Annotated in this window: 24 protein-coding genes and 1 pseudogene; 14 read left to right on the top strand and 11 right to left on the bottom strand. The window is 67.4% G+C overall.

Annotated features, from left to right (window positions below):
• The 5 genes from JWP90_RS07765 to JWP90_RS07745 are packed head-to-tail and all read left to right on the top strand — an operon-like array spanning nt 1 to nt 5,058.
• Nucleotides 1-141 (top strand): 2Fe-2S iron-sulfur cluster-binding protein, encoded by a 141-nt coding sequence (locus JWP90_RS07765; RefSeq protein ID WP_297362048.1) that lies wholly within the window; start codon nt 1-3, stop codon nt 139-141.
• Nucleotides 138-1,589 (top strand): NAD(P)/FAD-dependent oxidoreductase, encoded by a 1,452-nt coding sequence (locus tag JWP90_RS07760; protein ID WP_297362045.1) that lies wholly within the window; start codon nt 138-140, stop codon nt 1,587-1,589. The genes JWP90_RS07765 and JWP90_RS07760 overlap by 4 nt, the downstream gene beginning before the upstream one ends.
• Nucleotides 1,586-2,518, top strand: coding sequence for a dihydrodipicolinate synthase family protein (locus tag JWP90_RS07755; RefSeq protein WP_297362044.1), 933 nt, complete (start codon nt 1,586-1,588; stop codon nt 2,516-2,518). The genes JWP90_RS07760 and JWP90_RS07755 overlap by 4 nt, the downstream gene beginning before the upstream one ends.
• A gap of 25 nt (nt 2,519-2,543) precedes the next feature.
• Nucleotides 2,544-3,545, top strand: coding sequence for a proline racemase family protein (locus tag JWP90_RS07750; RefSeq protein WP_297362042.1), 1,002 nt, complete (start codon nt 2,544-2,546; stop codon nt 3,543-3,545).
• Between the two features lie 13 nt (nt 3,546-3,558).
• A complete protein-coding gene (locus tag JWP90_RS07745; protein ID WP_297362040.1) occupies nt 3,559-5,058 on the top strand; it encodes an aldehyde dehydrogenase (NADP(+)) in 1,500 nt (499 codons plus the stop codon).
• 210 nt (nt 5,059-5,268) lie between these two features.
• On the opposite strand, the gene JWP90_RS07740 is transcribed toward JWP90_RS07745, so the two are convergent.
• Nucleotides 5,269-6,285, bottom strand: coding sequence for an SDR family oxidoreductase (locus tag JWP90_RS07740; protein ID WP_297362038.1), 1,017 nt, complete (start codon nt 6,283-6,285; stop codon nt 5,269-5,271).
• Nucleotides 6,286-6,530: 245 nt separating this feature from the next.
• Nucleotides 6,531-7,412, bottom strand: coding sequence for a DUF4097 family beta strand repeat-containing protein (locus JWP90_RS07735; protein ID WP_297362035.1), 882 nt, complete (start codon nt 7,410-7,412; stop codon nt 6,531-6,533).
• Nucleotides 7,413-7,623: 211 nt separating this feature from the next.
• Here JWP90_RS07735 and JWP90_RS07730 point away from each other — a divergent pair, with 211 nt between their 5' ends.
• On the top strand, nt 7,624-7,998 hold the full coding sequence (locus JWP90_RS07730; protein ID WP_297362032.1) for a helix-turn-helix transcriptional regulator: 375 nt from the start codon (nt 7,624-7,626) through the stop codon (nt 7,996-7,998).
• The gene (locus tag JWP90_RS07725) at nt 7,995-8,480 is read left to right on the top strand and encodes an SRPBCC family protein (RefSeq protein ID WP_297362029.1); all 486 of its coding nucleotides are present in this window, start codon (nt 7,995-7,997) and stop codon (nt 8,478-8,480) included. Before JWP90_RS07730 ends, JWP90_RS07725 begins: the two co-directional genes overlap by 4 nt.
• Before the next feature lie 248 nt (nt 8,481-8,728).
• Here the strand turns inward: JWP90_RS07725 and JWP90_RS07720 are convergent, their stop codons facing one another.
• The gene (locus JWP90_RS07720) at nt 8,729-9,043 is read right to left on the bottom strand and encodes a hypothetical protein (RefSeq protein ID WP_297362026.1); all 315 of its coding nucleotides are present in this window, start codon (nt 9,041-9,043) and stop codon (nt 8,729-8,731) included.
• Nucleotides 9,044-9,246: 203 nt separating this feature from the next.
• On the opposite strand from JWP90_RS07720, the gene JWP90_RS07715 reads away from it, so the two are divergent.
• Complete coding sequence (locus JWP90_RS07715) at nt 9,247-10,014, top strand: VOC family protein (protein ID WP_297362024.1); 768 nt, start codon at nt 9,247-9,249, stop codon at nt 10,012-10,014.
• A gap of 97 nt (nt 10,015-10,111) precedes the next feature.
• On the opposite strand, the gene JWP90_RS07710 is transcribed toward JWP90_RS07715, so the two are convergent.
• Complete coding sequence (locus JWP90_RS07710; protein ID WP_297362021.1) at nt 10,112-11,122, bottom strand: PHP domain-containing protein; 1,011 nt, start codon at nt 11,120-11,122, stop codon at nt 10,112-10,114.
• Nucleotides 11,123-11,301: 179 nt separating this feature from the next.
• Here JWP90_RS07710 and JWP90_RS07705 point away from each other — a divergent pair, with 179 nt between their 5' ends.
• Nucleotides 11,302-11,712, top strand: a complete 411-nt coding sequence (locus JWP90_RS07705; RefSeq protein ID WP_297362018.1) for a nitroreductase family deazaflavin-dependent oxidoreductase — start codon at nt 11,302-11,304, stop codon at nt 11,710-11,712.
• Nucleotides 11,713-11,721: 9 nt separating this feature from the next.
• Here the strand turns inward: JWP90_RS07705 and JWP90_RS07700 are convergent, their stop codons facing one another.
• Complete coding sequence (locus JWP90_RS07700) at nt 11,722-13,395, bottom strand: hypothetical protein (protein ID WP_297362015.1); 1,674 nt, start codon at nt 13,393-13,395, stop codon at nt 11,722-11,724.
• Between the two features lie 418 nt (nt 13,396-13,813).
• Here JWP90_RS07700 and JWP90_RS07695 point away from each other — a divergent pair, with 418 nt between their 5' ends.
• The 4 genes and pseudogenes from JWP90_RS07695 to JWP90_RS07680 form a co-directional block, all read left to right on the top strand.
• Entirely contained in the window at nt 13,814-14,875 is a 1,062-nt protein-coding gene (locus JWP90_RS07695) for a glycosyltransferase family 2 protein (RefSeq protein WP_297362013.1), read from the top strand.
• A 113-nt stretch (nt 14,876-14,988) separates the two neighbouring features.
• A complete protein-coding gene (locus JWP90_RS07690; protein WP_297362010.1) occupies nt 14,989-15,981 on the top strand; it encodes an NAD(P)H-quinone oxidoreductase in 993 nt (330 codons plus the stop codon).
• A gap of 102 nt (nt 15,982-16,083) precedes the next feature.
• Nucleotides 16,084-16,323, top strand: coding sequence for a hypothetical protein (locus tag JWP90_RS07685; RefSeq protein ID WP_297362007.1), 240 nt, complete (start codon nt 16,084-16,086; stop codon nt 16,321-16,323).
• 3 nt (nt 16,324-16,326) lie between these two features.
• A pseudogene (locus tag JWP90_RS07680) lies at nt 16,327-16,485 on the top strand (DUF1905 domain-containing protein); the annotation flags it as partial.
• Between the two features lie 108 nt (nt 16,486-16,593).
• Here JWP90_RS07680 and JWP90_RS07675 read toward each other — a convergent pair.
• The 4 genes from JWP90_RS07675 to JWP90_RS07660 all read right to left on the bottom strand — a co-directional run bounded on the left by JWP90_RS07675 (nt 16,594) and on the right by JWP90_RS07660 (nt 20,048).
• Nucleotides 16,594-17,394, bottom strand: a complete 801-nt coding sequence (locus tag JWP90_RS07675) for a PIG-L family deacetylase (protein WP_297362004.1) — start codon at nt 17,392-17,394, stop codon at nt 16,594-16,596.
• Nucleotides 17,391-18,587, bottom strand: a complete 1,197-nt coding sequence (locus JWP90_RS07670) for a glycosyltransferase (RefSeq protein ID WP_297362001.1) — start codon at nt 18,585-18,587, stop codon at nt 17,391-17,393. Before JWP90_RS07670 ends, JWP90_RS07675 begins: the two co-directional genes overlap by 4 nt.
• 517 nt (nt 18,588-19,104) lie before the next feature.
• Entirely contained in the window at nt 19,105-19,851 is a 747-nt protein-coding gene (locus JWP90_RS07665) for a maleylpyruvate isomerase family mycothiol-dependent enzyme (protein ID WP_297361998.1), read from the bottom strand.
• A 2-nt stretch (nt 19,852-19,853) separates the two neighbouring features.
• Nucleotides 19,854-20,048 carry a hypothetical protein gene (locus tag JWP90_RS07660; RefSeq protein ID WP_297361995.1) on the bottom strand — a complete coding sequence of 65 codons (195 nt, stop codon included), beginning with the start codon at nt 20,046-20,048 and terminating at the stop codon, nt 19,854-19,856.
• A 337-nt stretch (nt 20,049-20,385) separates the two neighbouring features.
• Between JWP90_RS07660 and JWP90_RS07655 the strand changes: the two genes are divergently transcribed.
• Nucleotides 20,386-21,390 (top strand): G5 domain-containing protein, encoded by a 1,005-nt coding sequence (locus JWP90_RS07655; RefSeq protein WP_297361992.1) that lies wholly within the window; start codon nt 20,386-20,388, stop codon nt 21,388-21,390.
• A gap of 37 nt (nt 21,391-21,427) precedes the next feature.
• Here JWP90_RS07655 and JWP90_RS07650 read toward each other — a convergent pair whose 3' ends face one another.
• Nucleotides 21,428-22,321: a nuclease-related domain-containing protein gene (locus JWP90_RS07650; RefSeq protein WP_297361989.1), complete on the bottom strand. Its 894-nt coding sequence runs from the start codon at nt 22,319-22,321 to the stop codon at nt 21,428-21,430.
• A gap of 110 nt (nt 22,322-22,431) precedes the next feature.
• The coding region (locus tag JWP90_RS07645; protein WP_367182691.1) for an LLM class flavin-dependent oxidoreductase at nt 22,432-22,748 on the bottom strand (317 nt) is incomplete at its 5' end.

Raw genomic sequence — 22,748 nt, 5'->3', positions numbered from 1 at the left:
GTGTTCTGCGGCATCGGGGTCTGCTTCGACTGCCTCGTCGAGGTCAACGGGGACCGTGACGTGCGGGCCTGCCAACGCCGGGCCGTCGACGGTGACGTCGTCGTAACCCAGCATGACATCCTGCCGGGGAGCACCGCATGAGCCACATCCTCGTTCTCGGGGCCGGCCCGGCCGGGCTCGCCGCCGCCCGGTCCGCGCGTCGCCGTGGGGCCACCGTGACCCTTGTCGACTCGTCCGAGCAACTGGGTGGCCAGTTCTGGCGGCACCTGCCGGACGCACGGCCCGCCGCGAACGAACGGATCCTTCACCACGGCTGGGACACCTTCCGCGCGCTGCAGTCCGAACTCGCCGCAGACGACGGATGCCGCATCCTCACGTCCGCGTCCGTCTTCGCGATCGACTCCAGCGACAGGGCTGCCGGCCGGGTACACATCGTCGTCGGCCCGAGCGACGGATCCGGCCGTGAACGGCTGGAACTGTTCCCGGACGCAATCATCCTGGCCACAGGCGCCCACGATCGTACTCTGCCGTTCCCGGGCTGGGACCTGCCGGGTGTCTTCACCGGCGGCGCCGCCCAGGCGCTCGCCAAAGGGGAGCGCCTCGCCGTCGGCCGCCGCGTCGTCGTAGCCGGCGCCGGCCCGTTCCTGCTCCCCGTCGCCGCGTCGCTTGCCGCAACCGGTTCCCGGGTTCTCGGCGTCTTCGAGTCCTCCCGGCTGCCGTCTCTCGCGCGCGGCTGGCTTCCGCGGCCATGGCAGTTGCTCCCGGCCGCCAGGAAGGGTGCAGAGCTCGCCGGTTACATCGGCGGTCAGCTGCGGCACCGGATCCCGTACACGACAGGTGCCTCCGTCATCGCGGCGCACGGAACCGACAGCGTCGAATCCGTCACCGTCGCCTCCCTTGACGCGAACTGGGCACCGGTCCGAGGCACCGAACGGACGATCGCCGTCGACGCGGTCTGCGTCAGCCACGGATTCACGCCACGGCTCGAACTCGCTATCGCGGCAGGATGCCGGATCACCGACGAGCGTTTCGTCGCGGTGGACGACGCCCAGGCGACAAGTGTTCCAGGCGTGTACGCCGCCGGCGAGATCACCGGCATCGGCGGAGTCGACCTCGCGCTCGCCGAAGGGGCGCTCGCCGGCCACACCGCTGCGGGCGGCAGGCCGTCCGACCTGCCCGGTGAGGTCCGCAAACGCCGGGTCTACGCGGGTTTCGCCCGACGGATCGAGGCGGCCCACGGCATCCGCCCTGGCTGGCCTGAGATGGTCACCGAGGAGACGATCGTCTGCCGGTGCGAGGAGGTCAGCTTCGGGAGTCTCTGCCGCACCGCCGAGAGCACCGGCTCGACCTCACTTCGGTCCCTGAAGCTCAGCACTCGCGCCGGGCTCGGCATCTGCCAGGGCCGGGCATGCGGTCGGTCGCTCGAGCAGCTGATTGCCCGCCGGCTGCCAGGCAACAGCCTCGGCGATGCGGTGTCCACCGACCGCCGGCCCCTCGCTGTCCCTCTCCGTCTCGGTGAACTCGCCGCAGCCGCCTCTTCGTTCGACCCCACCCCTGCAACCGATCCTTCGAAAGGACCGCAATCATGACCACCCAGAAATTTGACCTCGGCGGCGTCATCGTCGCCACCACGCTCGCCTTCAAGGAGGACGCGTCAGCACCCGCTGGCCTCGCTGTCGACTACGACAGGTTCGCCGAACACTGTGACTTCCTCATCTCGAACGGATGCCGCGGCGTCGGCCCGAACGGATCGCTCGGCGAGTACTCATCCCTCACCGATGAGGAGCGCCGCAAGGTGATCCAGGTCGCTGTGGAGGCCGTCGGCGACCGCGGCCTCGTCGTCGCCGGCGTGCACGGTGTCGGCTGGCACCAGGCGAAGCAGTGGGCAGAGTACGCGAAGGAGGACGGCGCTGACGGTGTGCTGCTCCTGCCGCCGACCCTGTACCGCGCCAACGACGACGAGGTCGTCGAGCACTACACGCGCGTCGCCGAGGTCGGACTGCCGATCATGGCGTACAACAACCCCATCGACACCAAGGTCGACCTGACCCCCGCACTGCTCAAGCGCCTCGCCGAGATTCCCGAGGTCGTCGCGGTCAAGGAATTCTCCACCGACATCCGCCGGGTGCTCGAGATTCAGGAGGTGTGCGACCTCGACGTCATCGCCGGCGCAGACGACCTGCTCTTCGAGTCTCTCGTGGCCGGTGCGACCGGCTGGTTCGCCGGGTACCCCAACGCGTTCCCGCGTGAAGCCGTGGAGATCTACGAGCAGGTCAAGGCGGGCAACATCGCTGAGGCGCTCGAGCTGTACACGCAGCTGGTCACCGTGTTCCGCTGGGACTCGAAGACGGAGTTCGTCCAGGCCATCAAGCTCTCCATCGACATCGCCGGCAACAGCTACGGTGGACCCACGCGCCCGCCGCGCGGACCGCTCAGCGCCGAGAAGGAAGCCGCAGTGCGGGCAGACACGACCAAGGCGCTCGACTACATTTCGAGCCGGTCACGGGATAACGCGTAACGACTCGGCCGGGAAGGAGTACTGGATGCGTTCCAAACGCATGTTCACCGCGGTGGACTCGCACACCGAGGGGATGCCGACGAGGGTCGTCACCGGCGGCGTCGGCGTCATTCCCGGCGCGACCATGAACGAGAAGCGGCTCTACTTCATGGAGCATCTTGACGACATCCGCCAGTTGCTCATGAACGAGCCGCGCGGTCACGCTGCGATGAGCGGCGCGATCCTGCAGGCTCCGACCCGGCGGGATGCCGACTGGGGTGTCGTCTACATCGAGGTGTCCGGCTGCCTGCCGATGTGCGGGCACGGGACGATCGGTGTGGCGACGGTGCTCGTGGAGACCGGGATGGTCGAGATCACCGAACCGGTCACCACCATCCGGCTCGATACCCCTGCCGGTCTGGTCATCGCCCGGGTCTCGGTGAGCGACGGCCACGCGGACTCGGTCACGATCGAGAACGTACCCGCATACAGCGTGCGGCTCGATGACACCGTGGAGGTTCCCGGTTACGGCCCTGTGCGCTACAGCCTCGCCTTCGGCGGTAACTTCTACGCCATGGTCGACCTCGATGACGTGGGCCTGCCGTTCGACCGGTCCAACCAGCAGGAGATCCTCACCGCCGGACTCGCGATCATGGATGCCATCAACGCGACCGATCCGCCGCGGCATCCGGAGATCGACGGGGTCAACCACTGCCACCATGTCGAATTCATCGCTCCAGGCTCGACCGCGGAGCACTCCCGCCACGCGATGGCGATCTACCCGGGCTGGTTCGACCGGTCCCCGTGTGGCACCGGAACCTCTGCCCGGATGGCCGAGCTGTGGGCCCGCGGTGAGCTCGCGCTCGACACCGACTTCGTCAACGAGTCGTTCATCGGATCACGATTCGTCGGCCGGCTGATCGCCGAAACCACGGTGGCCGGCATCCCCGCCGTGATCCCCACCGTGACCGGGCGGGCCTGGGTGACCGGAATCGGTTCCTACCTGCTCGACCCGTCAGACCCTTTCCCGACCGGATTCCAACTGTGAGGCCGACATGTCCATGACATCAGAACAACTTGACACCCTCGCGCAGCGCGCAGCGGATGCCGCCCCCGAGTGGGCCGGTATGGAGCCTCGCCTGCGGGCACGGGCGCTTGTGGCCGTGGCCGACGCGCTCGAAGACGCCCAGTCGGACCTGATCGCCGTCGCCAGTCAGGAGACCGGCCTGACCGAAGCCCGCCTCGCCGGCGAGCTCAAGCGAACTGCCGTCCAGTTGCGGCTGTTCGCCGACGTCATCGTCGACGGCAGCTACCTCGACGTGCGAATCGACGAGGCCGACGACGCGTTCGCGCTCGGCGTCCGGCCCGATCTCCGCCGATACCGCGTGCCGGTCGGGCCTGTGCTGAACTTCGCCGCCAGCAACTTCCCGTTCGCGTTCTCCGTGCTTGGCGGTGACACCGCCTCAGCGCTCGCCGCCGGAAACCCCGTCATCGTCAAGGCGCACTCCGGGCACCCCGAGCTGTCGGTCCGTACCGCGGAGGTCGCGAACCGGGCGCTTGCCGAGGTGGGCGCGCCCGACGGCATCCTGCAGCTGATCTCGGGCCAGGAGGCCGGAGTGACGATGCTGAAGGATCCGCGGATCGCCGCCGCCTCGTTCACCGGTTCGATCCGGGCCGGCCGGATGCTCGCCGACATCGCCGCAGCCCGTCCGGCGCCGATCCCGTTCTACGGAGAACTCGGCAGCGTGAACCCGGCCTTCGTCACCTCAGCCGCACTCGCTGAGAACGCCGACGCGATCGCCGACGGGTTCGTCGCGAGCGTCTCCGGGTCGGCTGGTCAGCTGTGCACCAAGCCCGGTTTCCTCTTCGTGCCCGCCGGCCAGGGATTCGCCGAGAAGGTCGCGGAACGCGGCAGCGGAATCGCAGAACATCGGATGCTCAACCCCGGTATCGCCTCCGGGTACGGCGACCGCAGGGACACGATCCTCGGTACCGACGGGGTCACCGCGCTCGCCGAGGGAGCAGTGCGGATCGACGAGGACGGCCAGGGCTGGGCGACACCCACCTTCGTTCGCGTGCCGGTCAAGAACTTGGTCGCGCAACGCGAACGTCTGCGCGAGGAGGCCTTCGGTCCTCTCGCGATCGTGGTCGAGTACGACGACGAGTCGGAGCTGGTGCCGGTCGCCGAGATGCTGTTCGACGGCAACCTCACTGGCACGGTTCACCTGGCGGACGGTGAGGACTCAGAGCCGGTTCGTTCGCTCGTGCAGTGGCTCACCAGCCACGTCGGCCGTGTGCTGTTCGGCGGTTGGCCGACCGGGGTGGCCGTGACGCCGGCGATGCAGCACGGTGGTCCGTACCCGGCGACCACTCTGGACAGCGGGACGTCCGTGGGCACTGCGGCGATCTCCCGCTTCCTGCGCTCGGTCACCTACCAGAGCGCGCCCGAGGCTCTCCTACCTGAGCCGTTGCGTGACGACAACCCGTGGGGAGTGCCGCAGCACCGGAGCCCAGCAGGTGAATCGCTGAACTGGGGGAGCGCCGCTCTGTCGTCCCGCTGACGCACCCTTCCGTTCGTCGGGTTGCGTGCGTTTCCCGCCCCTTCCGTTCGTCGAGTAGCGAGCGTTTCCCGTTCCTTTCGTTCGTCGAGTAGCGAGCGCCAGCGAGCGTATCGAGATGTGCGCGGTGATCTCGATACGCTCCTTCGTCGCTACTCGATCAGCGCTGGCGGTCGTCGTCCCGCTCTCCGCCGTGCTCTACCACCTCGTGGACTACCGGCGGCGACCCGGGCGGCTCTTCTGGTTGGCGTCGCTACCGAGCCGGCGGCCGACCACGTACGCGCTGACGCCCCCGAGCAGCAGCCAGGTCATGCCGCGTCGAGTCCCGGTCTTCTCGGACCCGTGCCAGCCGCCGGTCACCTCCGCGTCGGCATCCGGGGCCGGGTAGTAGAGGATGCCGGTGGTGGCAGCGGCCCTGTCATCCCGCGACAGGTGTGTCTTCTCGGTCTGCAGGGCCATCTGGGCCTCGACCGGTGCCGGGCTCTTGCGGTGCCGGCGCACGAGCGCCGGGCCGGCAGCGCCACCGACGACCACCTCGTTCCGCGGCTTGCGGGCAACCCGCTCGATCGCCTTGGCGACGGCCTCGGGACTGTACACCGGCGGCATGGCGAGAACTTCCCGTCCGGTGTAGTTGGCTGAGTGGCGGAAGAACGGGGTATCGATCGTGGCAGGTAGAACCGTCGACACGGAGATGTGCTTCGCCTTCTGCAGAGCCAGCTCCTGCCGCAGGCTCACGCCCAGCGCCCTGACCGCCGCCTTCGACATGCCGTATGGCGCCGTGTACGGCTGCGGTACCTCCCCGACGATCGAGGCGACGTTGACGAGGCTCCCACTGCCCTGCCCGGTCATGACCCTGAGAGCCGCGCGGGCCCCGTACACGTAGCCGAGGATGTTGACGTCGAGAACCCGGCGGAGGTCATCGAGCGGCATCTCGAGGAACGGCGCGAAGACCGAGACGGCCGCGTTGTTGACCCAGACGTCGATCCGGCCGAACTCGTCGACGGCTCGCCGGGCGAGCGCATCCACCTGGCCCGGGTCCGTCACATCGGTGGGCACCGCCAGGGCACGACCGCCGAGCTCGGCACACTCCGCGGCAAGTTTCGTCAGAGCCTGGCGTCTGCGGCTGGCAAGTACCACCGCAGCGCCCATCGCGGCATAGCGCAGGGCGGTCGCGCGGCCAATGCCGCTCGATGCCCCGGTGATCACAGCGACCATATTGCTGCTCGACATGCTTTCCTCCTCGACAGTGTTGCGGTTGGAGCGTGCTCCCAGATTTCTCGCCGCCCGGGATTCGGTCAAGTGCTGGCGGATCCGGCCGGAGTCCGCTAAACGTGAGCTTTCCTCGGTGCTCCCCGTCGCGCGGGTGTTCCGGTGCTGCACGGGTTTATTGTCATCAGCGCCAAGCCATTGCACTCGCGCGAGGCATCCGGCGCCCGGATCCGCAGCCAGCCGACCGGTCAGCGCACGGCCTCCGATCAGCCTTGGGGCGACGTCTCGATCGTGATGCCACCGTTCGTCGTCTCGGCTGTGATGGTGCGGTCGGCGCGGCGGTCGCCAGGCACATCCTCGGTGTCGACGCGTCCGTTGGTTGTGTCGGCCCGGACGTAGTACTCGGTGCCGTCATCGGGTACCTCAATCCGGATGCCACCATTCGAGCTGTTCGCGGTGACCTCGTCGGGCGGCTCGGTGAACGACAGCCGGACGACACCGTTCGTCGTGCGGGCCTGCACCTCGGTCGATGCGGAGTCCTCGACCTCGATCTTTCCGTTCGTCGAATCCAGCACAAGCGAGCCGCTTGAGCCGTCGACCTCGATGCTTCCGTTCATCGTCGACAGATCCAGGTTCCCGGTGAGGTCGTCGGCTGTGATGGCGCCGTTTCGCCCCGCAGCTGTCACATCCACGTCGGCAGGGAGGGCCACGTCGATCCGCACCTGGCACCGGTTGAACAGAAAGAACCCGCCAGGACACCCGCCGCGAATCTCGGTCACGTTGCCTGATGTTCTGACATCCAGCGTCGGTTCCCTGCCTGAGGAGGACCCGCGCATGGTGGCATGCACCTGGTTGTCATCGCTCACCGACAGTCGGATGGACGCGTTCGGCGTGTCGATGAAGACGCTGGAAGCGGCATCCGCGTCGGCGCTGTCACTGACCGGGGTTCCGCGGAAGGCGTTCACGGCGGCGACCGACCCGGCCACGATCAACCCGAGAACCACCAGCGGGATGCCGACGAGCAACAGAATGATCAGGCCAGGTGAGAGGCGGCGCGGCGGCGGCGGAGGCGGGAATTGCGCGGCCGGTGTTCCCTGAGCCGGGAGAGGTGGTGGCGGCTGCTGGGGTTGTTGCGGTGGGAGCGTCATGTCGAACCTCTTTGGCAAGGTGTGTTCGGAAACGTGGCTGAGGTCGGGTCCCGGTCGTCTCAAGGGTAGCGAGCGGCTCCCCGATCCGGGAGGGGGGTAGATCGCTTCCCTGAGTCGCTCGACGGCGTGAGAAAAAGTGCGATCCAGGGTTGTGTCCGGCCACATCGCGACCTATATTCAACCTACTAATTGATAAAGGAGTCAGTTGATCATGAACGACACGACCGATGCCGACAACCGGCTGGATCGGGCGTTCATGGCGCTGGCCGATCCGGTCCGCCGGGCGATCGTTGCCCGGCTGAGCCGCGGACCGGCGACGGTGAACGACCTCGCCGAGCCGTTCGACATCACGAAGCAGGCGGTGTCGAAGCACATTCAGGTGCTCGAGCAGGCGGGACTCGTCAGTCGTTCCAGGGACGCGCAGCGCCGGCCCGCCCACCTCGTGCCAGAGGCGCTCGAGGAGCTCACCGCCTGGATCGACACCTACCGGCTCACCACCGAATCACGCTTTCGCCGGCTGGACGCCGTCCTTGCCGGTATGAACACCGACGTCACCACCCCATCACACAGAAAGGAAGAGAAATGACGAATCCCACCACAATCACGGTTCCGGATGGACTGCCATTCATCGAGATCGTGCGCGAATTCGATGCTTCGGTCGAGGCCGTCTTCCGGGCTCACACCGAACCCGAACTGGTCAAGAAGTGGCTCGGGCCGCGCGGCTACGAGATGGAGATCGAACGCTGGGACCTGGTCCCCGGCGGCGGTTACCGTTACGTCCACCGCGATGGCGACGAGGAGTACTGGTTCCACGGAGTCGTGCACTCCGCGTCGATCGAGAACGGCGTCGTTCAGACCTTCGAGTTCGAGGGTTTCCCCGGAGTCGTCAGCCTGGAGTTCCTGACGCTGGAGGACCTGGGCAACGGCCGCACCCGCGTGACCGGGCACAGCATCTATCCCACCATCGAGAACCGTGACGGCATGGCGCAGTCCGGCATGGAAAAGGGCGTCAACGACGGTTATGAACGACTCGACGAGTTGCTCGCGAAAGCGTCGACGTCGGAGTGACGGATGCCGCGCGCGGAGCGAGGGCGGGACGGACTGTCGAGTTCGTCCCGCCCCTTCGTTGGTCGTACTTCGACAGGCCTAGCAACGACCGAGCGTCTCGAGATCGGGATCTCGATACGGCCGCGGGGCGGTCTAGTCGATCAGCGTGGCGGGGCGACGCCGTTCCCGCGGCGGGGGAGGCGGCCTACTCGATCAGGGTGGCGGGGCGAGCGCCTCGAGATCGGGATCTCGATACGGCCGCGGGCGGCCTACTCGATCAGCGTGGCGGGGCGACGCCGTTCCCGCGGCGGGGGAGGCGGCGGTACTTCCTTCGCCGCGATCACAGCGGTGAACGCAATGGTCTCCAGCCCGCGCTTCGTCGCAACCGCGCAGTGCGTGTCGTCGGCGCGGAGGAACCAGCCGAGGGCATCGGTCGCCTGACCGTCCGGCAACTGATGCCGCACGACGACGCGGGTGCCTTCGGGAGCGGTGCGGAGGAACGCGACCGCCTCGTCGCCTAGCATCGTGCGGCCGAACTCGAGGATGTGATCACCCTCCCAGCCTCCCATGTCGTGCCCGGACACGGCGGCAGCGTTCGCAACTTCGGAGTTGTGGCACCACATCGGCCGTCAGCGGCGTATGAGACCTCGTTCGTGCAGATCCTCCGAAGTTGCGAAACGGTCATCCCGAAGCCGGCTGCCCCCGCGGACCCCTAGCCGCGCCGATGGGCCCCGTCGTACCCTGATCTCGCCGTCGAATGATCGACGAAGACGAAAAGGGGTACTCCATGCCTGACATCACCGTCACGACTCCCGGCGCACCCTGCTGGCTCGAGCTCACAACCTCAGACCCCGCTCGCTCGCAGGAGTTCTACAGTGCGCTTTTCGGCTGGAATGCCGAAACGGGCGACGCAGTCCTCTATGGCGGCTACGTCAGCTTCAGCTCGCAGCACCGGCGGATCGCCGGGGCCATGAAGAAGCAGGACGACGCGCCATACCCTGACACCTGGTCGGTGTACCTGCTGACCACGGATGCCGAGGCGACGGCCGTGGCGATCGCCGAAGCGGGCGGGATGAACATGTTCGAGGCCATGAACGTGCCGGAGATGGGCGTGATGGGGTTCGCCACCGACCCGGCGGGCGCGACGGTCGGGTACTGGCAGCCGGGACAGCACACCGGGTTCCAGGCGGAAAGGGAGCACGGTGCCCCGGTCTGGTGCGAACTGCTCGCGACGGACTTCGACAGAGAGGTCGAGTTCTACGAGAAAGCCTTCGACTGGACACTCAGCCCGATGGACGCGGGCGACGAGTTCCGGTACATGGTGTTCGAAAAGGACGGTCAGCAGTTCTGTGGCATCTACGATGCGGCGCAGATGCTCGCCGGTGAGCCCGGCGGCTGGGCCGTCTACTTCGGTGCTGCAGACGTCGACGTGACGGTCGCGAAGGCGGTCGAGCTCGGCGCGACGATCAAGGATGAACCGATGGATACGCCGTACGGGCGCGTCGCCAGCGTCATCGACCCGACGGGCGCCGTGTTGCGTGTGATGTCGATCTGAGCGCTGAGTAGCGGTGCCGAGGTGACACCTACGCACCCAAAAAGGGTCGGTATTCCTACTTCGGGTGCGAATTGCGGTCTCGCTGTCCGGGTCGCGCTCAGGCGGCCCACTCCAGCAGGCGGTCCACCGGCCAGCTGGTCACGATTCGCTCCGCCGGGATGCCGTGCGCCTCCGCCCGCGCCGCACCCAGATCGAGCAGGCCGAGCTGTCCGGGAGCGTGGGCGTCGCTGTCGATGCTGAACAGGCATCCGGCCTCGATGGCGATCATCAGCAGGTTGTCCGGCGGATCCTGCCGCTCCGGCCGTGAGTTGATCTCGACGGCGACGTCGTTTTCGGCGCACGCGGCGAACACCGTTTCGGCGTCGAAGGTGGATTGCGGGCGAGTGCCGCGGCCACCCTGGACCAGCCGGCCCGTGCAGTGACCGAGAACGTTGGATTGCGGATGCCGGATGGCTGCCAGCATCCGTTTGGTCATCTCTCTCGAATCCATCCGCAGTTTGGAGTGGACGCTCGCAACGACGATGTCGAGCCGGCCGAGGACCTCCTCTGACTGGTCGAGTTCGCCGTCGAGGAGGATGTCGACCTCGATGCCGGTGAGCATCCGGAAGTCGTCGAGCTGGGCGTTGATGCCGTCGAGTTCGACGAGCTGCTTCTTCAGCCGTTCGGTGCTGAGCCCGTTCGCGATGGTGAGCGAGGGCGAATGGTCGCTGGCGACAAGATAGGAGTGGCCGAGGCGCCGGGCGGTGCGCGCCATTGAAGCGAGATCGGTCGTGCCGTCTGACCAGGTGCTGTGGCTGTGCAGATCACCCTTGAGTTGCGCCCGCAGTTCCTGCCCGGCGTCGGTCACCGGTCCGCCGATCCGCTCGCGGAGGTCAGCGAGGTAGTCGGGCACGCCACCTTCGACGGACTGCTCGATCACCGTGTAGGTAGTCGATCCGATGCCCTTGGTGCGCTTGAGGCTTCCGTCGGCGACCTTGCTGGCAATGTCGTCGTCGCTGAGCGGTGCGATGGCGATGATCGCTGAGCGAAAGGCTTTGGTCTTGTACGGCGAGGCGAGGTCGCGCTCTAGAAGGTAGGCGATCTCGTCCAGCGCCTCTGTCGGTCTCATGGCAACTCCGCTCTGGTCGCACGGCCGGTCGAACCGGCGTTCTCCGGTTCCCAGCATGGCACCGACGGCGGCCGTGAGCGAGCGGCCCCCGGGCGTGGCATGCTGGAAGTGACCACGACAGGAGGCCCGACTCGATGAAGCTCACCGCGCGCTTTCTCAATAGTCGGAGAGCCGTGCGAATGCCTCTTCCGATTTTCCGTGCCGGGTTCGGCTGGATCTTCGGTGGTCGGCTGATGATGCTCGAACACCGGGGCAGGTTCTCCGGTTTCTGGCGGGAGGTGATCCTCGAGGTGGTCGAGCGTGAGTCGAAGGACGCGCTGCTCATCGCGTCAGGTCTCGGCCCGAACTCGCAGTGGTACCGGAACCTTCGCGAGTTCCCGATCTGCCGGGTCAACGTCGGGTTCATCCGCCGGCGTGACGCGAGAGCCGAACTGCTGTCGCCGGATGAAAGCCGTTCAGCGCTCGCACGTCACGCGTCGGCGCATCCGGCAACCTATCGGGCTCTGAAACGCGCCATCGTCGAAGCCACCGGGGACGCTGAGCCCGACATCCCGGTGGTCCGGCTGATTCTGGCGCCCGCCCGACGCTGACTGTTGTGGTTACTGGTAGGTGATCAGGTCTGGAGCAGGCGACACCGCACGCATGGTTTGCTCGGGGGTCAGCACCGGCAGGTCTTCGTCGTAGAAGTTCTTCCAGCCCCAGTGCACGCCGGCGGGCGCGTCACGGTGCAGGTTCGCCCATGTGGCCTGTTTGTCACCCTGGCCGCCCTGCCCGTCGGCGTGGATGAGCACAGCGATCTCGGGTCGGCTGAGGTCGAGGGAGAGGCGGTCGGAGACCATCGCCGGCCGGAACTGGTGCAGCACGAACATCTTCTGCGGCAGCCCCTTCTCGTTGGTGAGGTCGGCGAGCCACGTGGTCACGGTGTTGACCTCGGAGGCGCTGACGGATCCGATCTGTCTGAGCGGAACCTGGTCGGCGCCGAGTCGCCACTCGGGGTCGAGCGCGAGACCCACGTTGGGCAGTTCGAGCAGCGGCTGGTACAGCTTCGCCTGGGTGAGGAAGTCGGTGCGACCGGGTTGCAGGTCGAGCACGACGTACATGCCGGCGGCGGCTGCGGCATCCACGAACGGGCGCAGCTCGTCGACCGGCAATTCGTTCGAGAAGTTGCCATCCTTGCCTGCGCCTGCAGCGGCGACCGTGGCGATGATCTCGAACATCGGCACGACGGTCTTCTCGGTGAGAGCCTCGAACGGGGCGGCGACGTCGCGGGCGCGCTGCACCGTCGCGGCGGCATTCTGCTCCCCCAGCACGCCGAGGACGCCCGTACTTGGCGTTCCGTACAGCGCAACGAACTGGTGCTGCGGGAACAACAGTTGCCCGCCGCCCGGGAGCTGAGTGCCGCTTCTCGCTGTGCGAATTTTCCAGTCCAGTGCCGGCTGGGCAGCGAATTCGGCACCCAACGCCAGCGTCCTGGTCGCTGTCGACGCGTGGAGCGCCTCCACGACGGATGCATGCGCCTGCGGGTTCGCGGACGCGGCGGGAAGCAGACGCACCGGAACCCCCGCTGCTCGTGCGGTGGCGATGGAGCCGAGATGGGCTGTGTTGTCGACCGCCAGCGCGACGGTGTCCTTCAGCGGTGTAGCCCGCTCGGGCCGTCGGATCGCTGCTGATGGGCTCGCGCTGGAGCGGACGGCCGCGACCTCCTGCGCGGCGAGGCCGGCCGCGAAACCCGCCGGGTCCTCGGTAGCGGCAGTGCCGAGATCGAGGCCTGTCGCCTCGGACACGGCTTTGGCGGTTGCTTTCACGTGCTTGACGGTGAGGTCCGGTTCAACACCCTCCGGCATCGGTGCGACGTTTCCGATGGCGAGCACGGTGGTGGTTCCCAGCCGCTTGAGTTCGGAGACCAGGGCCGCGGTTGGGTGTGATTCGGGTTCGGCCTCGGGCACGGTCGCCTCGTCCGACGTCGAGCCCTTTCCTGCATCGCCGATGAGAAGCGGAACGCCCAGGCCGATCGCGGTGCGAGCCGCCAGTTCCTGAGTGTTCGGGTCGCCGGTCGGGGCGATGACGACAACGGGGGATGCGTCGAACAGCTCGCGGCTGGTGGCGACGGATGCGTCCCTGTCGTTCTCGGCGTCGATGACGGTGAGCGCGGCATCCGGGTCCGACGTCTTCACCGCTGACTTCACCGGGGTGATCCCGGTGCACGCCGTGAGGGCGAGCAGACCCACCAGAGCCAGGGCGGTCGGACGCGCGAGCCGGATCGGGAGTGGCATGCCCCAACGGTAGATCACCCGCAGGAGGGGCGCGGCATCTCTTCGGCGTGGCGGGCGGATGGCTCGACCGGCGCTGTCGGGCGAACGCTAGACCGTCGGCGACGGAATCCGCAAGGGCGTTGCCCTTCTTTTGCCCTCTGTCAGAGTGAGATCACTGACGCACAGGGGGTGAAGTCATGAACCTGACGATCTCGCGCCAGCCCGGATGCTCCTTCTTTTCCTATCCGCATCGGGCGCGACGTGGGACGCGATTTATAGCGCTGGATCGGGCGTAGGCCCCGCGGCGACCGCCCGAACTTATCCGGATCTGGTGCCCCGGGGCCCGGCGAAGAACACGGGCGCGGTGGTACTTCGGCATGCCCGGGTCGAACTGACAAGGGGTTGACCAGCCCTCCTCCTGCAGCAGACAGTGTGGGGCATGAGCACCCGCACCGATCCGAGCCGACAGGCCGAGCCGCGCGAGCCGGGGCGGCGCCGGCGCGAGCGCCGGCAGGAGGCGGAGCGAACCCCCGAGCGCCTCGACGCCGAGTATGTCCTGCCGCTGCGCTGGTCCGAGTACCACACCGGTCATGTCCTGGAACTCACCGACTATCTCGTCGCGATCGCCCCGATCGTGGATGTGACCGTGGTCGACGGATCACCCGACGACATCTTCGCCGCCCACCACAAGGTGTGGGGCGACCTCCTCCGCCACGTGAAACCGGACGGCGAGATCACCGGCAACGGGAAGGTCGCCGGGGTGTTGACCGGCCTGCGCCTGGCGCGGCACAACGCCGTGATCCTGGCCGACGACGACGTCCGATATGACGAGCCCGGTCTGAAGCGCATGGTCGCCGAACTGCAGGACGCTGACCTGGTGCTGCCGCAGAACTATTTCACCGCCCTGCCCTGGCACGCACGCTGGGACACCGCCAGGAGCCTGATCAACCGGGCGGTGGCCTCCGACTACCCCGGCACGATGGGCGTCAACCGCGACCTCGTGCTCGAATTGGGTGGGTACGACGGCGACGTGCTGTTCGAGAACCTCGAACTCATGCGCACCATCAGGGCCGCGCACGGCCGGGAGCGCCGTGCCGACGACCTCTTCGTCGGCAGGGTGCCGCCGAGCACCGCGCATTTCGGTCGGCAGCGCGCGCGACAGGCGTACGACGACTTCGCCCAACCGGCTCGGCTGGGTCTCGAACTGAGCCTGCTGCCGCTTCTGGTGTGGAACATCCGCCGCCCGGTGCGCCTCGCCGGTATCGCAGCACTCGCCTCGGTGCTCGCCGAAGTCGGCCGTCGCCGAGGTGGTGGCACCCGTGTGTTCCCCGCGACCAGCGCGCTGTGGGCGCCGGCCTGGCTGCTGGAACGCGCGGTCTGCGTCTGGGTCGCCGTCGGCTCACGGATGCTCGGGGGCGCGAAATACCGCGGCGTGCGGCTGCGGACGGCGGCGCATTCCGTTCCCGCGATCCGGCGGAGGCTCACGTGGCGACGCGACTAGCTGCGCCATCCGCTTCTGAGGGCGTTGCTGAGGGGCATTGCCCTGAGAGTTTCAGACGCGCCCGGCCGCCTGCTTGCCGTGCAACGATGGAGATTCGAGCGTCTGGAGGCGGGATGACGGCGACAACGATGCGAGCGATCGAGTACGACGGCGCAGGAGGGCCCGAGGTTCTCCGGCTGGTTCAGCGGGAACGGCCGGAAGCGGCGGCGGACGAGGTGCTGATCACGGTTGCCGCCGCCGGTGTGAACCGGGCCGACGTGCAGCAGCGTCGAGGGGTGTATCCACCGCCGCCCGGCGCCTCTGACCTCCCCGGGCTGGAAGTCAGCGGAACCGTCGCCGCTGTGGGACGTGACGTTGCCGGATTCGAGGTCGGAGCATCCGTGTGTGCGTTACTCACCGGTGGCGGGTATGCCGAGTACGTCGCCGTGCCGGCGGGGCAAGTGCTGCCGATCCCGGCGGGGATGGAACTGGTCGAAGCGGCCGCGTTGCCAGAAGTGACCTGCACGATCTGGTCGAATCTGTTCATGAATGTCCGCGTCACGGCCGGCGACTGGGTTCTGATCCACGGCGGCGCCGGCGGTATCGGCACGATGGCCACGCAGATGGTCGCGGCGTTCGGGGCGCGCGCGGTGGTGACCGCCGGCAATACCGAGAAGCTCGATTACTGCCGCGGCTTCGGCGCCGTCGCCGGGATCGACTACCGGCGAGAGGACTTCGTCGAGCGGATGCGCGACATCTCCGGCGGGCACGGCGCCGATGTCATCCTCGATGTCGTCGGTGCCGGGTACCTTGACCGCAACATCCGTGCCCTCGCGTTCGGCGGCCGCCTGGTCGTTCTCGGGCTGCAGGGCGGCGCAAGGGCTGAACTGGACCTGGGGCTCTTGATGTCCCGGCGCGCGAGCGTGCTCGGCACGACTCTGCGGGCGCGGCCTGCAGAGGAGAAGGCGAGGATCGTCGCCCAGGTCGGAGAGAACGTCTGGCCTCTGGTGGAATCCGGAACGGTTCGCACCGCAGTGGAGGCTCGTTACCCGCTCGAGGACGCCGCCGAAGCGCACCGGCATCTCGACTCAGGCCGGCACACCGGAAAGATCCTGCTGACAATGTGATTTTTCGTTCATGTCAATGCCCTTGAGCGAGATCTCCGGCTCAGCGTTGAATAGTTTTTTCGACGGGATGCCACGGAGCATGGACCGCCGGGGGAGGACGCCATGAACGAGTCGATGGTATGCGGAGACGTTCCGGCGTCACGTGAACACCCGGCGGATTACCCGTCCCTCGCTGAGTCCCTCGACGCCGAGGGTGTTCTGGCGCTGCTTGCCTATGAGCAATCGCACGGCAACCGGACTGCGATCGTGCAGGCGTTGACCGAACGGCTCGCCGCCGTGCGCAGCGGCACCGAACCGACAGGTCCGTTGGGCGATCAGTTGCCCCCGACGCTCACTCCCTGACTGATGATCGTCAGCTTCACCGCGCCGCTGTGGGCACGGCAGGGGAACGCTCCCTGGTTCTTCGTGACCGTTCCTGAGGAGCAGAGTGGCGACATCCGTGACCGCCCGCGGATGCCGCGTGGCTTCGGGGCGGTGAACGTGCGTGTCACGGTCGGCGGCTCGACCTGGGACACCGTCGCACGCTTTGGAGGAGATCGCGCGCGTAAGAGGACGAAAGTCGCGAGAATCTCCTGCGAACCGTGCGATCTCCTGAGAAGCGGTCGTCCGGCGTTACCCGATCACCGCAGGTACGCGGCCCCGCTCGGTCGCGTCTCGATCGGCGAACGGCTCCACCAGCCGCAGCCCCACATCTGTTCCGATCGGCTCCCGTTGCCCGCCCGAGTGCACCACATCGCTGCCAACCACCGTCAGCTGGCTCGCGTGGCAGCGCAACGCCGCGGTCACCACGTCGAAGTGCTCTGTCAGCGTGAACCACTCAGCGTCGGCGGCAGGCGCCTCGAGCAGCTCCGCAAATGGAATGCCGAGCGCAGCGGATGCCGCCACCGCGGCATCCCGGATCCGCACGTGGTCGGGGTGACCGTATCCACCACCGGAGTCGTAGCTGATCACCAGCGATGGCTGCTCCACCAGGAGCAGCGCCGTCACATCATCGACGACCTCGCCCAGCGGCGCGACCGAAAGCGCGTCGGCATCCGCGTCGTCGGCGGGGCCGGCCAGCCCCGGCCGGATCCAGGTCATCCCCGAGTCCCGGTAGCGCCGCGGTGGCATCGCCGCGGAACGCGCCGGCGCCTCACCGAGCCAGTACTGCCCGGCGATCCCGAGTGCGTCGACGGCGCCGGCCAGCTCCTCCTCACGGGCGCGGGTAAGAGCATCGGGGTCGGTGGAGGCGGGCAACGCGCCGGCCACGATCTCACCGCGTTCGCCCCGGGATGCCGTCAGCAACGTCACCCGCACACCCCGTGCGACCAGTTCCGCAATGAGCCCACCGGATCCGAGGGTTTCATCGTCGGGATGCGCGTGCGCGAACAGCACTGAGGAGACGCCGTCAAGGATGCCAGGAGCCGCGGTCACGAGACGATCCCTGTCTCTGCCCGGACCAGACGGGTATACACGTCGGCGGTCGCAGCGGCGGTCTGGGCCCAGGTGAGTGACAACGCGTGGCGGCGACCGGCGGCGCCGAGCCGGGCGGAAAGGGAATCGTCCTCGAGCAGCGAGCGCACGGCATCCGTCCACGCGGCGGGGTCCCGGGAGTCGACGAGCAGGCCGGTGACGCCATCCTTGACCGCCTCGACCAGACCGCCGGACGCGGTCGCGACCACAGGGATACCGCTGGCCGCGGCCTCGAGCGCCACGAGACCGTAGGTCTCGGAGTGCGACGGCACGAGCAGCATCCGGGCGCCGCCGAGCAGCACGGCGAGGTCCTCGCGGGACTGCGGGCCGACGAAACGGATGCCGTCGCCCAGCCGGTGTGCGCGGCCGTGGGCGCGCAGGTCGGCCGGGTACGCGTCGTGACCGGTGGTCGGCCCGCCGGCGATGACCAGCTCGGGGCGCATGTCGTCTGGCAGCGCGGCGATTGCCTCAATGGCGAGGTCGAGCCCCTTCAGCGGCTCGAGCCGGGCGGCGATCACGACGTACCCGGGTTGTTCGGGGCGCGCAGGAGCGGGGGAGAAGAGGGCGCTGTCGACGCCGGGCGGCACAACGAACACCCTGTCGGGGGAGGCGCCGAGCCGGTGCACGACGGTGTCGCGCTCGGCGGTGCTCACGGTGATGATCGCATCCGCGGACTGCGCGAGGTGCGTTTCGCCGAGCATCCGGCCGGGGGACTCGGGGCGTTCGCCGTGGGAAAGCGGGGTGGACGGATCCGCCGCGATGCTGTGGAAGCTCTGCACATGCGGGATGCCACGGGTCGTCGCGTAATCGAGGGCGGCCATGCCGGAGAACCAATGGTGCGAGTGGATGACATCGTACGGACCGAGCGGTTCCAGAGCTCGCCGGAAGTCGGCGATGTACGCCTCGTGGTCGCCCTTGACCCGGCGTTCGGCTGGTCCGGCGTCGAGGTGGCGGAGGGTGAGGCGCGGGGCCAGTTGGATCGAGGCGGGGGCGTCGGGACCGGAGCGACGGGTGAGAATCTCAACCGCGTGGCCCTGGGAGGCCAGCGCCAGAGCCGTCGCCCGGACCGCGACGTTCATGCCACCGACGTCGCCGGTGCCCGGGTCGTCGTCGGGCGACGTGTGCAGGCTGATCAGGGCGATGGAGAGGGTCACTCCCCGAGTTTACGAGGAGCTGGCTGGGTGCTCGCTTCACGAGGGGCGCGCGCGCATCGTTGGTCGATTAGCTTGCTCACCTCGTTGGTCGAGTAGCTCGCGAAGCCATCGTTGGTCGAGTAGCTCGCGAAGCGAGCGTATCGAGACCCGCTCGCCGGGATCTCGATACGGCCGCAGGCGGCCTACTCGATCAGCGAGAGGGGACGAGGTGGCCGCGGGTTTCCGTCGTTGGTCGAGTAGCTTGCTCACCTCGTTGGTCGAGTAGCTTGCTCACCTCGTTGGTCGAGTAGCTCGCGAAGCGAGCGTATCGAGACCCGCTCGCCGGGATCTCGATACGGCCGCAGGCGGCCTACTCGATCAGCGAGAGGGGACGAGGTGGCGGCGGGTTTCCGTCGTTGGTCGAGTAGCGCGCTCACCTCGTTGGTCGAGTAGCTCGCGAAGCCATCGTTGGTCGAGTAGCTTGCGAAGCCATCGTTGGTCGAGTAGCTCGCGAAGCGAGCGTATCGAGACCCGGATCTCAGAGCCACCGCGGAGCAGCCGGAACCTCACCGTTCTCAGCCGTTACGCCGGTAGAACTCCGGCCGGTCGCCCACGCAGCGAGTCCCGCCGTCGCCCCGCTCAAACGCACGGCCTCGGCCGCGTCGCCGGAGATCAGCGGCTCGGCGCGATCGTCCAGACGCAGCACGAACGCCGGAACGGGTTCGGATTGCCGGCGCCTGTCCCACTCAGCGAGCACGTCGCCGAGCAGGCGGTCGATGAATGCGGCAGGGAAGTCGCTGAAGCTTCCACCGTTATCCAGGTCGACGGCGTGGATCCACACCTCGCGCGCCCGCATCCAGACCGCCTCGGACGCCGGGATGTGACTGCCCTGGGCGGTGCGCACGTGGTGTGACCAGGCATCCGGTTCGAGGTCTCGCCATCCGGCATCGAGGTGGGCCGCGGAATCGGCGGAGAGCTTGCGGAGTTCTTCGGCCGGGAGCGTGGCGGCGCGTTCGATGTCGTCGTTGCGTTGCGCGGGGGAGGTGTACATCGGCGTTTCGACGCCGGTGCCGGCCCATGTTGTCAGGTTGGCCAGCGCCCGTGCGTTGAGGCCGACGTGCGCGATGACGTGTCTGCGGCTCCATCCGGGAAGTGCGGACTCCGTATCAAAGTCAGCGTCGGTGAGTTCGTCGAGTTTGCGGGAGAAGTAGTCCTGCCCCAGGCGCGCGAGGGCGAGTTGCTGTCGCAGGGTCGTGTCCTGAGTTTTATCGTTGCCGCGCGTCATGGCTACTGCTCCTGCCTGGAGGTGGTGAAACGCTCTCGTACGAGCTTCGCCTGCTCGTGAGTGAGTAGCCACCGGGCTCCCTTTTCAACGTCGGGCCGAAAACCGCTGTTTCTCAGCCAACCGCGGATCGTTTTCGCAGCGACGGGGAGCTCCTCGGCGAGTTGCTTCGGGGTGACGACTTCGTCAATTCGGGGCATACCGGGAAGTTTAGCGAGGGCCGCCGCTCGGTCATCGGTGGGCGTCCTTAGGTTGGTCGAGCAGCGAGCATGATTCCGTTGGTCGAGTAGTGACGAAGGAGCGCCCTTTCGTTGGTCGAGTAGTGACGAAGGAGCGCCCTTTCGTTGGTCGAGTAGCGACGAAGGAGCGTATCGAGACCCGAGCAGGGCTCAGGCCCCAACGACCAGTTGGGTGGCAGTGCGGGTGTCATGCGTTGGGGGCCCCTGGACTGGGGACTGCCCGAGAGGGCACTCACCTCGAAGATATAGACGGGCACTCAGGTTCGTGCTCATTCATTCGTACGAACCAGGAGCGCCGATGTCCACACCAATACCCGGCTGGTATGCCGATCATTCCCGTGCGAACCAGGTGCGTTGGTGGGACGGCGCAGCGTGGAGCGACTATCCACCGGCACCGGCACCGGCACCGGCACCGGCACCGGCACCGGCACCGGCACCGGTCTATGCGAGCGCCCCCGCGCCGTTGCCAGCACCAGGTTCCAAATCTGGGGCGTCACCCAAGTCGAAGAAGATCGTGGTCGCGTCCGTTCTCGGTTTTGTCGTTCTCGTGATCGCAATTGCGAGTGGCATCCTTCCGCAACTAGTGGTCCTCGTCGGCCTGTTCGCTGCAGCGATCGGCGTATATGCCCTCCTGGTTGGTTCAGCCCGACGATTCCGGGTGAAATCGCGCAAGTTCGGCGCTGTGATCGTCGGCGCCGGGCTCCTTTTCGCGATGGCCGGAGGTGCGGCTGGCGCAGCAACGTACACGCCCCAACCCGCCTCTCTGGCGTCGGGTTCGTCCTCGACCTCAGATGATGCAACCGCGCCAACCACGTCAGCAAAACCAACTCCCACTCCAACCCCGACACCCGTGGTGACCCAGGAGGAAGTCCGAGAGCCCGTCGTCATCCCGTTCGAAATCACGACGGTGGATGACTCCAACTTGGCGGTAGGCACGACCGCTCTATCGACTGCAGGCGTAAACGGCGAAAAGGCCATTGTGCATCTCGTGACCTACACGGATGGGATCGAGACGGGGCGTTTGGCTGTCCGTGAAGAAGTCACTGTGCAGCCCGTCACGCAGGTCACAGCAGTTGGCACAAAGCAGCCCGTGGTCGTCGCGCCAGCACCGGCGCCCGCACCGCCAGCGGCCGGCGGCGGATGCGACGCTAACTACTCCGGGGTCTGCGTCCCCATCGCGAGCGATGTCGATTGTGCAGGTGGCAGCGGCAACGGGCCTGCGTACGTCAGGGGTCCGCTCCAGGTAGTCGGTCCGGATGTGTACGACTTGGATCGCGACGGAGATGGCATCGCTTGCGACTAACAGAGTCGCGACAAGGGGCTGCGGCGGCGCTGCGCGCCTATCGTGTGAGCATCGCGGTCAAGACTGATAAGCCTGTGTAGACCGCCGCCACGGGCAGGAGCATTGCGGCCAGCGCCCAGAGCAGCTTGCGGCGACGCACAGTCTTGTCCTGCCGCGCAACCTCGCCGGTGAGCTCATCGAAGGCAAGAACCAATGCCGATACATCGCCGTCATTCACGGGCGACTTGTGCCAGGTAGAGGCGACCGAGGCGGCATCCGCGATTCGTTGGACTTGCTCGGGGCTGAATTCCGGACGGGTCTGCAGAGCTTTCAGGAGCTGGGTGTCATGAACGACGAGGAGACGAACCCCGTCCGCCTCAGGTGCCCGACGGATCGTCAGCTGACTCGCACCAACGACGACCACGATTCCTGTGACCGGGACGGTCAGGCCAGTAGCTGACGAAAGTAGCTTCTCGGCGCGGCGAGCTTCATAGCCAGCATTGCGAAGATGCGGAACTTTGTGACCCGCAATGAGCATGCCGCGCCCACCGACCCAAACCTTCTTACCCGGATGGTGCTTTGTGTTGATCGTGAAGACGCCGCTAGGGCCGACGACAACGTGGTCGATATCGCTATCGCCCTTACCGACGGGCACCGAATGGAGGACCCTGAATTCGGGGCCAAGTCCCGCGAGAACTGACGCAACGTGCCGCTCACCCAGAGCTCCAACAAACCAGGGTCGTTCTTCGTCGGTGATTGGAGGACGCCGATTGGCGCGACTCATCCCTAGAGGCGGCGCTGCGGCAGCGCGCCGCTTCGCAAGCTCAACGATGAGAGACTGCGCGGGCACGCGATGGCGCAGGTCCGTCGGCGTGGGCGATGCGGACGACACCGTCGGAGAAAATACCGGCGCGGGCACAAATGCGGACTCAGGTGGAGTGGTTGCGCTCATTTGGTCAGCGTGTCAGAGCGTCCAGTTTCGGGGCAGCCCACAAGCGGGTCGGCCCCGGATGGGGGTGTGGCAAGCCGTGCAAGTGAATGACTTGCGCTCATGACCCTTCGCTACGCGAGCATTTCCCGCACCAGCGGGATCACCCGCGTACCGTACAGTTCGATGCTCGACATGAGCTGCTCGTGCGGCATCGTCCCGTTCGCGTACTTGAGGTCGAACCGGTCCAGCCCGAGCGTTTGCGCGGTGGCAGCGATCCGCCGCGCGACCGTCTCCGGCGAACCGGCGTAAAGCGAGCCGTGCTCGATCTCGTTGAGGTACTCCGCCTCGGTCACCGGCGGCCAGCCGCGCTCGCCGCCGATCCGGTCGCGGTTCGCCTTGAAGTGCGGCCAGAGCTGCTCGCGGGCGAGCTCGTCGGTGGCGGCGATGT

It is taken from the genome of Mycetocola sp., assembly GCF_025464835.1.
Taxonomy (GTDB): Bacteria; Actinomycetota; Actinomycetes; order Actinomycetales; family Microbacteriaceae; genus Mycetocola_A.
Note: the sequence above shows the minus strand (reverse complement) of the source record. Positions and strands in the feature narration are given on the sequence as shown.

Coding starts and splice junctions, on each gene's coding strand:
- JWP90_RS07660 (WP_297361995.1), bottom strand. CDS start 20,048: ATGCCCCGAATTGACGAAGTCGTCACCCCGAAGCAACTCGCCGAGGAG.
- JWP90_RS07650 (WP_297361989.1), bottom strand. CDS start 22,321: ATGAGCGCAACCACTCCACCTGAGTCCGCATTTGTGCCCGCGCCGGTA.
- JWP90_RS07685 (WP_297362007.1), top strand. CDS start 16,084: ATGAACGAGTCGATGGTATGCGGAGACGTTCCGGCGTCACGTGAACAC.
- JWP90_RS07695 (WP_297362013.1), top strand. CDS start 13,814: ATGAGCACCCGCACCGATCCGAGCCGACAGGCCGAGCCGCGCGAGCCG.
- JWP90_RS07745 (WP_297362040.1), top strand. CDS start 3,559: ATGACATCAGAACAACTTGACACCCTCGCGCAGCGCGCAGCGGATGCC.
- JWP90_RS07690 (WP_297362010.1), top strand. CDS start 14,989: ATGACGGCGACAACGATGCGAGCGATCGAGTACGACGGCGCAGGAGGG.
- JWP90_RS07740 (WP_297362038.1), bottom strand. CDS start 6,285: ATGTCGAGCAGCAATATGGTCGCTGTGATCACCGGGGCATCGAGCGGC.
- JWP90_RS07750 (WP_297362042.1), top strand. CDS start 2,544: ATGCGTTCCAAACGCATGTTCACCGCGGTGGACTCGCACACCGAGGGG.
- JWP90_RS07755 (WP_297362044.1), top strand. CDS start 1,586: ATGACCACCCAGAAATTTGACCTCGGCGGCGTCATCGTCGCCACCACG.
- JWP90_RS07725 (WP_297362029.1), top strand. CDS start 7,995: ATGACGAATCCCACCACAATCACGGTTCCGGATGGACTGCCATTCATC.
- JWP90_RS07700 (WP_297362015.1), bottom strand. CDS start 13,395: ATGCCACTCCCGATCCGGCTCGCGCGTCCGACCGCCCTGGCTCTGGTG.
- JWP90_RS07705 (WP_297362018.1), top strand. CDS start 11,302: ATGCCTCTTCCGATTTTCCGTGCCGGGTTCGGCTGGATCTTCGGTGGT.
- JWP90_RS07730 (WP_297362032.1), top strand. CDS start 7,624: ATGAACGACACGACCGATGCCGACAACCGGCTGGATCGGGCGTTCATG.
- JWP90_RS07710 (WP_297362021.1), bottom strand. CDS start 11,122: ATGAGACCGACAGAGGCGCTGGACGAGATCGCCTACCTTCTAGAGCGC.
- JWP90_RS07735 (WP_297362035.1), bottom strand. CDS start 7,412: ATGACGCTCCCACCGCAACAACCCCAGCAGCCGCCACCACCTCTCCCG.
- JWP90_RS07665 (WP_297361998.1), bottom strand. CDS start 19,851: ATGACGCGCGGCAACGATAAAACTCAGGACACGACCCTGCGACAGCAA.
- JWP90_RS07715 (WP_297362024.1), top strand. CDS start 9,247: ATGCCTGACATCACCGTCACGACTCCCGGCGCACCCTGCTGGCTCGAG.
- JWP90_RS07655 (WP_297361992.1), top strand. CDS start 20,386: ATGTCCACACCAATACCCGGCTGGTATGCCGATCATTCCCGTGCGAAC.
- JWP90_RS07760 (WP_297362045.1), top strand. CDS start 138: ATGAGCCACATCCTCGTTCTCGGGGCCGGCCCGGCCGGGCTCGCCGCC.